This is a genomic window from Mesorhizobium sp. M0296, assembly GCF_040321675.1.
In the GTDB taxonomy this organism is placed as follows: domain Bacteria; phylum Pseudomonadota; class Alphaproteobacteria; order Rhizobiales; family Rhizobiaceae; genus Mesorhizobium.
This window is the reverse complement of the sequence record NZ_JAMYRZ010000005.1, coordinates 135,480-147,890: the sequence shown is the minus strand read 5'-3', so window position 1 is coordinate 147,890 and position 12,411 is coordinate 135,480. Positions and strand designations below refer to the sequence as shown.

Genomic DNA, 12,411 nt, shown 5'->3' with positions numbered 1-12,411 from the left:
AAGAACGATGCCGGCGTTGCCTAGGAAGCCGAAAAGGCGATGACGAAGCCGGAGATGACAAAGAATATCTCGACGCCGACCCAGCCCCACCAGCTGAACGGGATCAACTCGGGGTATTGCAGCGCGCCGCCGGTGATGGATTTCGGGGTGCTCGCCACGGTCGGGGCCCACGACCAATAGGCAAAGTGAAACAGCATTACTGAAAAGGCGGCGAAAATCCTGAGTAGGTCAAGCCCTACAAGCCGGCCGCTCTGACGCATCTTATCCCCTCTCGCTGCTCGCTGCCCAATAGCAGCAAACCGGCGGCATTCCAATCCATCAACCAAACCTGCCCGGAAGGGTAGAAAACCATAGGAGATACGCAAATGCCCATGTCGGAATCCGCTTACGACGCCATCTTCGGCTCGGCCTGACACGTCGATGGCAAGGACATCAAGGATAGTTTGACCTTCTCGACCAGCGCCGCGTCGCCGTCTGGCGTGGTGACGCCAACCTTCATCGGCAAGTTCCATTTCGATACCGCCTTGGCCGAGTGGTACATGTCGACCGGGCTGACTGTCAAACGACTGGAAAAAGGTCACAAACTGATCCGGCGAAAAGGAGGGACGCAGTCATGACCCTTAGCAGTGGAACGGATCGGTCCGGCTCGATCACCATAGGCGGCACCGCACAGGTCCTGGCTGCGGCCAATCCCGATCGCCGTGGCTTGAACGGCCAGAACATTTCTGCCGGCGATATCTGGATCAATGAGACCGGTGGCACCGCTGCGGTCGACGGCACCGGATCCTACAAGATTCCGACCAACAGCATGTTCGAGATCGAGACGGTCTTCGCCATCTCGATCATTGGGGCCACTCCGTCGCAGAAGTTCACTGCGACGGAGTGGTAGGCGATGAGGATCTGGCAACTATTCACCGATCTGGCCAACCTGCCGGCGATCGTATGGAACAATATCGCCACGACCTTCACTGCCCTCAAGGTCAGTGTGACGGACACGGCGAGCGCCGCCGGTTCGCTGCTCGCCGATTTCCAAATTGGCGGCGCAAGCATGCTGACAATTTCCAAAACAGGAAGCGTGCGCGGCTGGTCAACAACAACCGCTGGCACGCCATCCTTCTTCTACCGAGGCACGAGTGGCAGCGCCAACGGATATTCTGCAGCGCAGACGGTATGCTAGGTTCAGTGCAACTGGCATCGAGCGTGGTCGGGTGAATTCAACCGGCTTCCTCACTCACCTCGCTTACCAGTTCTCAGCGACAGCAGGCGCGGCTGTTGATCTTGGGCTAGCGCGTGATGCTGTCTCTCTGGCTCAGCGCAACGGCGCGAATGCGCATAATATCAGGCCGTGGTCGACTGCAAGACCCTGCGCAAAGCGTTGGAGCGATGATGATGTCGGCGGGCGACAATGAACGCTAGTTGCGGCTTCTGGCAACCCGCTCTTGCGGCCGACTGTAAAGACGATACGTTTCGATATTCTAATGGTGTGTTTAATCAACCACACCGAAACCAAAAATTATCTCGCATATGCGAAGTGGGTTGGAATTGGCGCAAAAAGCTGTTACGCGCTGATGAGTAGCTTGGTGGTTGGGCGGGCCTCAGGTAACGTGGGACAGAAGGATTGATGCGGATGAACCTAGTTTTGAAAAGTGCGTTGGCCGGAGTTGTTGTGTTGGCCGGCTTCGCCCCGGTGTCGTCTTTCGCGCAGGACGGGTCGTGCACCTGTGCAACCGCCTATAACGGCGTAAATCCGATTGGATCGCTCGGCCGCGTCAATGGCGACGTAATGGTCTCGCAGGTGGCTGGCTACGGCCCGGGGCAAGCGGGCGGCGCGCTGGATTTCGGCAGTCGTGTCGTGGTTGGCGCCAAGGGCTCGGCTTCGGTTCAGGTCGGTGGCTGCAATCTGAGCGTTCCGGCGAATTCGACGCTTGATATCTCGCGGGTCGAGAATAAGATTTGCCTCAATGTCCTGGGTTCTGAGAAGACCGCCCAGACGGGCAATCCTAACACAAACAACAACACGCCGCTCTTCATTTTTGGCGGCATGGCTCTTGGGGCTGGTGTTCTAGCTGCAACGGCGGACAAAGATCACGGCCACGCCGTTAGCGACTAAGTTGACCGCGTAGTTAAATAAGGCAACGGCAGCAGAGGCGTGTGGCGCTTCTGCTGTGTCTGTTGTTGGCGACAGAGCGACCCTGGCGTGTATGCTGGTATCGCGACTGCCGCATCAGTCGGATCGCGTAAGCCAAGGCGAGGCTGGCGAACACGCCGGGATGAGGGGCGAAGTGCCGGTCTATCCAGGCAAATTTGTTGAATCGCAATCTTTTGCTGCTGCGTGTTGGTGCAAGTTTCGGATACTTCGGATACGACGAACACGACGGTCAAGATCAATCCTGCGGAGGGCGGCATGTGTCTAGCGCTCGAAACATCAGGCGCCGCCTTTGCCGCCGGTGCGGCGCTGATCATCGGCCCGCATGATGACGACGACTCTGTCCGCCAGTAGCTGGGACCTGGCATCCATCGCATCGCGTGAACTTGACAAATGCGTCATTCGCCGTTTTGCGGGTGACGCATTTATACTTTTTGGGGATGACGTCGCCACGTTGCTTCGTTGCAGTCACAAACGCCCATGATCGATCTGCATTCCCATATCTTGCCCGGACTCGACGACGGCTCGCCTAGTCTTGCCGAATCGCTGGAAATGGCTCGACTGGCGGTGGCCGACGGAACGACCCACATGGCGTGCACGCCGCACGTGACGCCGGGCGTATATGAAAACGGAACATCGAACATTGTTCGGGCGGTTCAAGAGTTACACCAGGCGCTGCGTGACGCCGCCATACCACTTGCTCTCTACGTCGGTGCAGACGTTCACATAGCGCCGGATCTTCCGGGCCAATTGGCGGCGGGCAGCGTGCCGACCTTGAACAGGTCCCGCTATTTTCTGTTCGAGCCGCCGCATCATGTCTTACCTCCACGAATGGAGAATCTTGCCCTACGCCTGATAAATGCCGGCTTTGTCCCGATTCTCACTCATCCAGAGCGTTTGACCTGGATCAAAACGAATTACGAGGTTATCGAGAGGTTGAATGCAATGGGCTGCCTGATCCAGCTTACTGCCGACTCGATTGTTGGTGCTTTTGGGCGCACGGCACTTTATTATTCGGAAAAGCTGATTGACGAGGGCAGGGTGGACATTATTGCATCGGACACTCATAGCGCTACGCGCCGGCGTCCTGGGCTTTCGCAGGCCGTCGCTGCCGCTGCCAAGCGATGTGGGGAAGACGAGGCCCGCAACATGGTGTTGAAACGTCCAGGCGAAATATTGGCGAACCGACCCGTTGAGCCGGTCGGAAAAGCACGCCCGCAAAAACCAAACGCCGGCAACGCCGGCCGATTTGGAGGATTGGGCCGTCTGTTCAAGGGCGGGACAGCGTGATGGGCATTTTCCGTTTCGCAAGCCATATGAGCACGGCTTTGGTCCTTCTCGTTTCACTCGCGATATCCGCATGCACGAGCACTTCGTCGACGACACCATCTTCGTCCGTTGATGCGCTGCAATTGACATCATCGTCCACGCCACTTTCAGGTGGCGGCGCTCTGCGGGTTGTGAAGGAACTGCCTGCGCCGCAAAATACACAGAACGGCAGCGAGCAGCCTCTATCTCCGAACGATGTGCTCGAGGTGAACGTGTTTCAGGTCGACAACTTGAATAGAACGGTTCAAGTGGACTCTGCTGGCCAGATTTCGCTTCCGCTTATTGGCACCATTACCGCGGCAGGGAAGACCGTCCGTCAGTTGGAGCAGGAGATCGAGACCACTTACGGCGCCAAATACCTGCAGTCGCCTGACGTGACGATTTTCGTCAAGGAATCGATCGGACAGCGCATAACCGTCGATGGCGAAGTCAACAGGGCCGGTATTTATCCGGTGTCGAGCAATTCTTCTCTCATCGATGCGATCGCCCTTGCTGGAGGGTTCAATGCCGTTGGGGATGCAAAAAAAGTCTTTGTCTATCGCACTATCGGCCCAACCACATTGGTCGCCAATTACAACGTCGAGGAGATTCGTGGTGGCAAGAGCGGCAATCCACGGATCTATGGTGGCGACAAGATTGTCGTCTTCGCCTCGAAGTCGAAAATCGCGATGAACAATCTCAAGGACGCCCTCGGTGTTGCCTCAAGTGCTGCCCGAATTGCCGTGATCCCAGGACTATAAATCGCGGTCGTATTTCGGAATACAGACGAAACCTAGGATTACCTCGCACCATGCTCGATCGTAACAGACAGCATCAAATTGCAGGCCCAGGACATAGCCAGGCGTTGTCCGCGGACCTCTATTATGACGGTGCGCAAAACTATAGCCCCTATGGTCGCGACCACTCGGAGCAGGATGAGGGCTTCAGCCCGTTAAAGCTGCTGTTTTACGCTGTCCAGTACCGCTGGTTGATCGTCATGATGGCGGCGGCTGGACTTGTCGCCGGCGTCATCGTTACCATGATGCAGACGCCAAAATATCAGGCGACCACGCAATTGGAGGTGCTTGTTCCTTCGGCCAAGGTCTTCCAGGACATCGAGGTGGTTTCTGAAAACGCGGACGTCCGGGCCTTCCTGACGGCCCGTGAAAAGCTCAAAAGCCGTGCATTGGCCCAGCGCGTTGTCTTCCAGTTAGGGCTTAGTGAAAAACCGGATTTCCTGTTCCCCACGCCGGATTTTTCCCTCGGAAACATCTTCTATCGCGCGTTTGGAATTTCCAAATCGGCCTCCATAGAGGAGAAAACGCCGGAGCAACGCGAGGCGATTGCGATCGGGCGCATTCTAACTGATCTCACCGTCAACGTTGTTCCCAACACGAGCCTGCTGTCGATCACGTTTGTCGATCAGAAACCGAAATATGCAACCGATGTGGCCAACCAGGTCGCGCAAAGCTTTATTGACCAGCGCCTTGACCAGACAAGCGAAACATCCGATCTGGCACGACAGTTCATCCAGGAACAGGTCCTGCAGGTGAAGCAGAAGCTTCAGAAATCGGAAGAAGAACTGGTTGCGTATGCGAAGGATGCCGGCATCACGACAACCGGTGACGACAAGTCTCTAATAGGCTCGAATATCGAGGCGCTGAACACCGCCCTTGCGACAGCGATCCAGGATCGTCTCGATGCAGGGCGGGTGGTAGACCAGATAGATAAAGGCCGCGGTTCGAGCTTGGCCCCCGTCCTGGAAAGCGAAGGTCTGCAGAAGCTCAGTGAAAAGCTGGCGGATTTGACCAGCCAGTACCAGCAGAAACTGGGTATTTTAAAGCCTGGTTTTCCGGAAATGCAGCAGCTCCAGTCGCAGATCAAGGAGTTGCAGCGGCTCTATAACAACGGCGTCCTAGCCATAACGGATTCGCTGCGGTTGAAATACCAGGAGGCACAGAACAAGGAGGCCGATTTGAAGGCCAAACTTGTCGAGATGGAAAAGCAGCAGGTTATCTTCAACGACAAGAACATCAAATACACGATCCTCAAGCGCGAAGTGGATTCAAATCGTTCTCAATATGACAGCCTCATCGCCAAGCTGAACGAGGTTGGTGTCAGCTCCGAACTCAAGACCCAAACCGCCGCAATCGTAGATTTTGCCACCCAGCCGAATCGCCCATATTCGCCGCGCCTAGGCATCAACGTCGCCATAGCGCTGGCGCTTTTCCTGGCTCTGAGCGCGTCTGTCATTTATGTCATCGAACTCCTTAACAACACCTTCACCAATCCCGAGCAGGTTGAAAAGGAGCTCGGCTTGGCGATGCTCGGCATCTTGCCGCTCGTCGATGACCGGGAACTCGTGGCCGCTATTGCCGATCAGAAATCCGGCCTGTCGGAGGCCTATCGTTCGCTTCGAACATCGCTGCAGTTTTCCGGTGCGGAAGGCGCGCCACGATCGCTGGTCGTCACGAGTTCGGAGCCTTCGGAAGGCAAGTCGACCACATCGTTCAAACTCGGCCAGGATTTTGCCGCGCTCGGCGCAAGGGTTCTCATTGTCGACGGCGATCTCCGCAAACCGAACCTTCATCGCCTGTTTGGTCTCGACAATACGATCGGACTGAGCAATCTGCTGACAAACACCGTTCGCAAGGAGGATCTGGCGAGCATTTTCAGGGCGACGAAATATCCCAACGTCACCGTTCTGACCTCTGGCACGATCCCGCCAAACCCAGCGGATCTGCTCTCGTCACCGAAGATGGCTCTTATCATAACCAATCTCGGCAAGCGCTTCGATCTTGTCATCATCGACGCGCCGCCGATCGTTGGCCTTTCGGATGCTCCTATTCTCAGCCGGCTCGCTGAGGGCACATTGATGGTCATCTCTACCAATCAGGTGACGCGCAAGTCGGCCAAAGCGGCGTTGAAGCGCATGCGAGCCGCCGGTGCCAATGTGGTTGGGGCCGCGATGTCCAAATTTGCGGTGAACAAGTTCGACTACAACTACGCCTACAAGTACATGAACTACCAATATTACAACTACGGCGCGGATACAGCGAAGATTGAGGGCAACGTGGATCATGGAGCAGACCAGCCCGCTTATGCGAAATCTCCGGCGTTCAAGCGTTTGGTTCGTCGCATCCGTTCTAGTATTGGCGGCTTCGTCGATCGGGCTAAGTCGGTTACTTGAGACGGAAACGCCAGCCGTTTCTCTTGCGCTGGATCCGCTGAACGTCGATGCGCTGATAAGCGAGATCACCAGCGATCTGAACGACACGAATAACGCTCCGGACCTTGAGGCCTTGCTTGCCAGGGCCAAGGATGCGCTTCGTTTCAATCTGGCCGACGCACGTCTCTACAGCCTGATCGGTGAGATCAAATATCGGCAAGGCGAGAGAGACGAAGCCTATAAGCTTTTCGATCAGGCCCTAGGATTGTCCAAGACGGAAATCCATGCGCTCCAGAGGTCTATCGGCCACTCGACCGAGACAGGTGATCTGTCAAGGGCTGTCGGCGAGATCGACACATTGCTGCGGCGATGGCCAGACCAATTTCCGGCGATCTCCGATGGCCTACCGAAAATTCTCTCAGATCCCGACGGATACCAAGCCGTGCTGACGGCCATCAAGGCGGAGGCGCCCTGGAGGGTCAGTCTGATCTACGCACTTAGCAAAACCTCCGAGGGGCTCGATTTCGCAAATCGGCTGCTGCTCGACTTGACCGGATCAAACGCGCCACCAAATTCGGGCGAACTCAGTGCCGTCATCAACGGCTATTTTCGCCAGAGGGAATATGGACCGGCATATCGGCTATTTCTTTTCAGCCTGTCCGATCAAGAGCGGAAGCTGGTTGGATATATTTTCAACGGCACGTTTGAGCCGGTCGCCGGCGGCAAACCGTTCGATTGGCAGACTCGCGATCAATCGGGCCTGGAAATTACATTTGCGAAATCCCAGGATGCGGTGGAAGGCGAGAGTGGCGCGACGGTCCGGTTTTTGAACACACCGGTCAAGAACACAGCCCTTCAGCAGTACGTCGCGCTGCCCCCAGGCTCCTATAGGATTTCGCTGTTCGCCTCTGCACGCAACCTGAAGCTTCCAAAGGAGTTGTTCTGGTCGATCAGATGTCTGGGGCCGGCCGGTGAGATCGCACGGTTCAACATTCCTGAGGGCACATTCAACCGACAAAGTCTGAGTCAGGATTTTTCGGTCGGGCCGACTGACTGCCCCATGCAACTGTTGACGCTGCAGACGGCCGCCATTGCCGAGAGCTGGCGATTTCGATATGTCGGCACCTTGGTAATGCACAAATTGAGCATCGAGAGACTTCCATCTTGAATGACCGTTCGTCGGAATGGGATAAATATTTCCTCGGCTCGGTCTTGTTCGTATCGCTGCTGATCGGCGGTGGTACTGCGAGCGGCCTTTACACGGACACTCTGATCGAGGTTGCGGCCATTGTTTCGGCGGCGGCCGTCTTTTCGAAAACCCCCGGCCAGAGAATCCCCCGGTTTGTTCTGTGGCTGCTGATCTTCGCCGTGGCGTTGACCTTTCTGCAAATCGTCCCACTGCCCGCGGCCATATTCAACGGGTTGCGGCCGGAACGGCTGCTCGGAGATGCCTGGGTTGGAGAAAGCCGTTTTCGCTTCATCAGCGTTGGGCTCGGCCGCACGGTCGAATGTCTGCTTTACCTTTTGGCCGCGACGGCGTTTTTTTTGGCGGTATTGCGTTTGCGTGCCGAGCAGGTCACCGCGCTCCTGCCGTTTTTCTTCATGGGCGTTATCTGCAACGGTCTGGCGGGAGCAATCCAATATTCGCTCTCCGACGATGTCGCTATTGTCGGGCTGTTGCCTTTTACGATCAATGCCGGGCTTTTCGCCAACGTGAATCATTTTTCGGCGTTGCTTTTTGTGTCTATCCCCTTCGTCGTCTATTACGGTCTGTTCCGTGGACATCTCTTGGCTGGATCCTTCGGCCTGATCGCGCTTTTGTTGCTTCTTTTGGCCGCCGGTTCCCGCGCCGGTGTTCTGATCGGGTTGGCGATCACCGTGTTATCCGTGGTCTTTCTCTCAGCCCGTTCGAGGGTGAGTGGACACAGTGTTCTCCTGATTTTTATCGCGCTTTCGATCTACACGATAAGCGCCTGGACCAAGCTGGATGCACAGGCCCTTGATCCGGCGTTCGGGCGAGGAGAATTTGCGCGAACCACAATCGAGGGCATCAAAGACAATTGGGCGACAGGCATTGGATTCGGGAATTTCCAGAAAGCCTACCAGATATACGAAAGAGCAGGCATGATTTTCAGGGAGTATGTGAATCATGCTCACAATGAATATCTTGAAATTACCTTCGAAGGGGGAATTCCTGCTATCCTGCTTATGGTAGGCTATTTCGTATTGCTTTTGATTGCATTGGCCAGGATTCGCCGTGACCCACTTCAGAAGGCCGCATTCCTCTCGGTATCGTTTCTGCTCATTCATTCCCTCGTCGACTATCCGCTGCGGACCGAGGCGCTGGCCATGACCTTTGCCTATATGAACGCCATCATCTTTCACAAAGGATTTGCGGAACGCCTGAGCCGTAAGAGCGAGATGATCGAGATCGACCACAACGGTGACAAGCTACTTGTTCCCATCGGAACGTCGTCTTAGCGACCTCGTCGCCACGGCTCGTCGCCACGGCTCGTCGCCACGGCTCGTCGCCACGGCTCGTCGCCACGGCTCGTCGCCACGGCTCGTCGCCACGGCTCGTTGCCACGGCTCGTCGCCACGGCTGGTCGTCGGCTGAATGAGGCGGACGACTGGCAGGCAAGCGCCCTGACTGCCGGCTCCTGCTCTCAGCTTCCTAAGCCCAGGCAATATTTTCCTGCCCATTTCAAGCGGCATCCGTCGCTGAGCAGAAATTTCCCGATTTTGCTGGCCGTACGGAAAATTCATTCCCGAACCATTCGGCCGCAAGCCTGTCTTGCATTGTTCTGGACCGGAACGATCTGCTAGAAAGCCCGCACGAGAATAGATTGTCCGGAAGTGCAGTTTGAATCGGGCGGCTGAAGGTCGCCTCCGATGCAGGCCCTTCCGTGGATCGGTACGAAAGAACGCTCGCAGTCCATGAACATCGCACTTACGCACCTTCAGCGGCTTGAGGCCGAATCCATCCATGTTTTTCGCGAGGTGGCCGCGGCTTTCGCCAAGCCGGTGATGCTCTATTCGGTCGGCAAGGATTCGTCCGTGCTCATGCACCTGGCGATGAAGGCATTCTATCCGGCCAAGCCGCCCTTTCCCTTTCTCCATGTCGACACGACCTGGAAATTCCGCGAAATGATCGCCTTTCGCGACCAGATGCAGCAAAAGCTCGGTTTCGACCTCCTGGTCCATGTCAATGAAGACGGGGTGCGCGACAACATCAATCCGTTCGACCATGGCTCCAACACCCACACGCATGTGATGAAGACGGTGGGACTGCGGCAGGCGCTAGACAAATACGGGTTCGATGCAGCCTTCGGCGGTGCCCGCCGCGACGAGGAGAAGTCGCGCGCCAAGGAGCGGATCTTCTCCTTCCGCAACGCCCAGCACGTCTGGGATCCGAAGAACCAGCGGCCGGAGATGTGGAAGATTTTCAACACCCGCATCGCAGCCGGTGAATCGATCCGGGTGTTTCCGCTGTCGAACTGGACCGAGCTCGACATCTGGCAATACATTCTCCAGGAAGACATCCCGATCGTGCCGCTCTACTTGGCCAAGCAAAGACCGGTCGTCGAGCGCGACGGCATGCTCATCCTGAGGGATGACGAACGCATGCAATTGCGGCCTGGTGAGAGGGTGCAGAACCGGATGGTGCGGTTCCGCACGCTCGGCTGCTATCCACTGACCGGCGCGATCGACTCCGAAGCCGACACTCTGGAGGCGATAGTCGGCGAAATGCTCACGGCGCGCACTTCCGAGCGGCAAGGTCGCCTGATCGACCGCGACGAGGCCGGCTCAATGGAAAAGAAGAAGCGCGAGGGGTACTTCTGAAAATGCGCCACATCATGGCCAAGAGCCTCGCCCCGACCGACGGCGTCCGCGACTATCTGGCGGCGCAGGAACGAAAGTCGCTGCTGCGCTTCCTGACCTGCGGTTCGGTCGACGACGGCAAGTCGACGCTGATCGGGCGTCTGCTTTCCGATACCAAGCAGATTTTCGAGGACCAGCTGGCGGCGCTCGAGCGCGACTCGCGCAAGCACGGCACCACCGGCGACGACGTCGACTTCGCGCTGCTGGTCGACGGTCTCGAGGCCGAGCGCGAGCAGGGCATTACTATCGACGTCGCCTATCGCTTCTTCGCCACGCCGAAGCGCAAGTTCATCGTCGCCGACACGCCCGGCCACGAACAATACACCCGCAACATGGCGACGGGGGCATCGACCGCCGATCTCGCCATCGTGCTTATCGATGCGCGCCAGGGCGTGCTGCGCCAGACAAGGCGGCATTCGATCATTGCCTCGCTTCTGGGCATTCGCCACATCGTGCTCGCCGTCAACAAGATCGATCTTGTCGGTTTCGACGAGGCGGTTTTTACACGGATCGTCGCGGATTACGGGCACTTCTCGCGCGAGCTCGGCTTCCAAACGATCATGCCCATACCGATGTCGGCTCGCTATGGCGACAACGTTACTGGTCGTTCCGAGAGGACTGACTGGTATTCCGGCCCGACGCTGATCGAACATCTCGAAACCGTGTCGGTCGACCAGGCCGCGGTCGAATTGCCGTTCCGGTTCCCGGTCCAATATGTGAACCGTCCCAATCTCGATTTTCGCGGTTTCGCCGGCACCATAGCCTCCGGGTCGGTTGCGCCGGGCGACGAGGTGGTCGTCGCCAAATCGGGCAAATCCTCCCGTGTCAGGCGTATCGTCTCGCATGGCGGCGATCTTCAGCAGGCTATTGCCGGCCAGGCCATCACCCTTGTCCTCGACGACGAGGTGGAAGTCTCGCGCGGCAATATGCTGGTATCGCCGGCGGCGCGGCCACAGGTCGCCGACCAGTTCGCCGCCAACATCGTCTGGTTCGACGAACATGCGCTGCTGCCTGGCCGCTCCTACATCCTGCGCACCGAGACCGACCAGACTAGCGCCACTGTCACCGACCTGAAATACCGGGTCAACGTCAACGACTTTGCCCATGAGGCGGCCAAGTCGCTTGAAATGAACGAAGTCGGCATCTGCAATATCTCGACGCGGTCGCCGATCGCCTTCGATCCGTTTGCCGAAAACCGCACCACCGGCGCCTTCATCCTGATCGACCGCATCACCAACGCCACGGTCGGCGCCGGCATGATCCTGCATTCGCTGCGCCGCGCCGAAAACATCCACTGGCAGTCGCTCGATGTCGGCAAGCGCGCCCGCGCCGATATGAAGAACCAGCGGCCGGCCGTGTTCTGGTTCACCGGGCTTTCGGGCTCGGGCAAGTCGACCATCGCCAATCTGTTCGAAAAGAAGCTGTTCGCCACTGGGCGCCATACGTACATTCTGGATGGCGACAACGTCCGTCACGGCCTCAACCGCGATCTCGGTTTCACCGACGCCGATCGTGTCGAAAACATCCGCCGCGTCGCCGAAGTGGCACGCCTGATGGCCGACGCCGGGCTGATCGTCATCGTGTCGTTCATCTCGCCGTTCAGCGCCGAGCGGCGCATGGCGCGCGAACTGATGGCCGACGGCGAATTCGTCGAAGTGTTTGTCGACACACCCTTCGAGGAATGCGCCAGGCGCGATCCGAAGGGGCTCTATGCGCGGGCATTGAACGGCGAGATCAAGAATTTCACCGGCGTTGATTCACCCTATGAGGTGCCGGAAAAGCCCGAAATCCATCTCAAGACCCTCGGCAGATCGGCCGAGGAGATGGTGGACGCCCTGGAACACTGGCTGAACGAGCGGGACATTGCCGAAGACCAATATGACAGCGGCGGCGGTATCTGACGACG

Annotated in this window: 11 protein-coding genes; 10 read left to right on the top strand and 1 reads right to left on the bottom strand. The window is 57.5% G+C overall.

The window, feature by feature from the left end; genetic code table 11:
- Nucleotides 1–20: 20 nt before the first annotated feature.
- Complete coding sequence (locus NKI97_RS07635; protein ID WP_352833351.1) at nt 21–512, bottom strand: acyltransferase family protein; 492 nt, start codon at nt 510–512, stop codon at nt 21–23.
- 101 nt (nt 513–613) lie between these two features.
- On the opposite strand from NKI97_RS07635, the gene NKI97_RS07630 reads away from it, so the two are divergent.
- The 10 genes from NKI97_RS07630 (at nt 614) to cysN (ending at nt 12,406) form a co-directional block, all read left to right on the top strand.
- Nucleotides 614–889 carry a hypothetical protein gene (locus NKI97_RS07630; RefSeq protein ID WP_352749100.1) on the top strand — a complete coding sequence of 92 codons (276 nt, stop codon included), beginning with the start codon at nt 614–616 and terminating at the stop codon, nt 887–889.
- Between the two features lie 3 nt (nt 890–892).
- Nucleotides 893–1,177, top strand: a complete 285-nt coding sequence (locus tag NKI97_RS07625) for a hypothetical protein (protein WP_352833348.1) — start codon at nt 893–895, stop codon at nt 1,175–1,177.
- A 450-nt stretch (nt 1,178–1,627) separates the two neighbouring features.
- A complete protein-coding gene (locus NKI97_RS07620) occupies nt 1,628–2,110 on the top strand; it encodes a hypothetical protein (protein WP_352749094.1) in 483 nt (160 codons plus the stop codon).
- A 516-nt stretch (nt 2,111–2,626) separates the two neighbouring features.
- Nucleotides 2,627–3,436 (top strand): tyrosine-protein phosphatase, encoded by an 810-nt coding sequence (locus tag NKI97_RS07615; protein ID WP_352833345.1) that lies wholly within the window; start codon nt 2,627–2,629, stop codon nt 3,434–3,436.
- Entirely contained in the window at nt 3,436–4,215 is a 780-nt protein-coding gene (locus NKI97_RS07610) for a polysaccharide biosynthesis/export family protein (RefSeq protein ID WP_352749090.1), read from the top strand. The genes NKI97_RS07615 and NKI97_RS07610 overlap by 1 nt, the downstream gene beginning before the upstream one ends.
- Before the next feature lie 50 nt (nt 4,216–4,265).
- On the top strand, nt 4,266–6,644 hold the full coding sequence (locus NKI97_RS07605; RefSeq protein WP_352749087.1) for a GumC family protein: 2,379 nt from the start codon (nt 4,266–4,268) through the stop codon (nt 6,642–6,644).
- Nucleotides 6,607–7,791, top strand: coding sequence for a tetratricopeptide repeat protein (locus NKI97_RS07600; protein ID WP_352749084.1), 1,185 nt, complete (start codon nt 6,607–6,609; stop codon nt 7,789–7,791). Before NKI97_RS07605 ends, NKI97_RS07600 begins: the two co-directional genes overlap by 38 nt.
- Nucleotides 7,788–9,104: an O-antigen ligase family protein gene (locus NKI97_RS07595; protein WP_352833344.1), complete on the top strand. Its 1,317-nt coding sequence runs from the start codon at nt 7,788–7,790 to the stop codon at nt 9,102–9,104. Before NKI97_RS07600 ends, NKI97_RS07595 begins: the two co-directional genes overlap by 4 nt.
- Nucleotides 9,105–9,560: 456 nt before the next feature.
- Entirely contained in the window at nt 9,561–10,466 is a 906-nt protein-coding gene (gene cysD, locus NKI97_RS07590; RefSeq protein ID WP_352749080.1) for a sulfate adenylyltransferase subunit CysD, read from the top strand.
- Nucleotides 10,467–10,468: 2 nt separating this feature from the next.
- A complete protein-coding gene (gene cysN, locus NKI97_RS07585; protein WP_352833342.1) occupies nt 10,469–12,406 on the top strand; it encodes a sulfate adenylyltransferase subunit CysN in 1,938 nt (645 codons plus the stop codon).
- The last annotated feature ends 5 nt before the right edge of the window (nt 12,407–12,411 follow it).

What these genes read in the sequence shown, in the direction of transcription:
- NKI97_RS07630 (WP_352749100.1), top strand. Translation starts at nt 614, where the DNA reads ATGACCCTTAGCAGTGGAACGGATCGGTCCGGCTCGATCACCATAGGC.
- NKI97_RS07625 (WP_352833348.1), top strand. Translation starts at nt 893, where the DNA reads ATGAGGATCTGGCAACTATTCACCGATCTGGCCAACCTGCCGGCGATC.
- NKI97_RS07605 (WP_352749087.1), top strand. Translation starts at nt 4,266, where the DNA reads ATGCTCGATCGTAACAGACAGCATCAAATTGCAGGCCCAGGACATAGC.
- NKI97_RS07610 (WP_352749090.1), top strand. Translation starts at nt 3,436, where the DNA reads ATGGGCATTTTCCGTTTCGCAAGCCATATGAGCACGGCTTTGGTCCTT.
- cysN (WP_352833342.1), top strand. Translation starts at nt 10,469, where the DNA reads ATGCGCCACATCATGGCCAAGAGCCTCGCCCCGACCGACGGCGTCCGC.
- cysD (WP_352749080.1), top strand. Translation starts at nt 9,561, where the DNA reads ATGAACATCGCACTTACGCACCTTCAGCGGCTTGAGGCCGAATCCATC.
- NKI97_RS07620 (WP_352749094.1), top strand. Translation starts at nt 1,628, where the DNA reads ATGAACCTAGTTTTGAAAAGTGCGTTGGCCGGAGTTGTTGTGTTGGCC.
- NKI97_RS07615 (WP_352833345.1), top strand. Translation starts at nt 2,627, where the DNA reads ATGATCGATCTGCATTCCCATATCTTGCCCGGACTCGACGACGGCTCG.
- NKI97_RS07635 (WP_352833351.1), bottom strand. Translation starts at nt 512, where the DNA reads ATGGAACTTGCCGATGAAGGTTGGCGTCACCACGCCAGACGGCGACGC.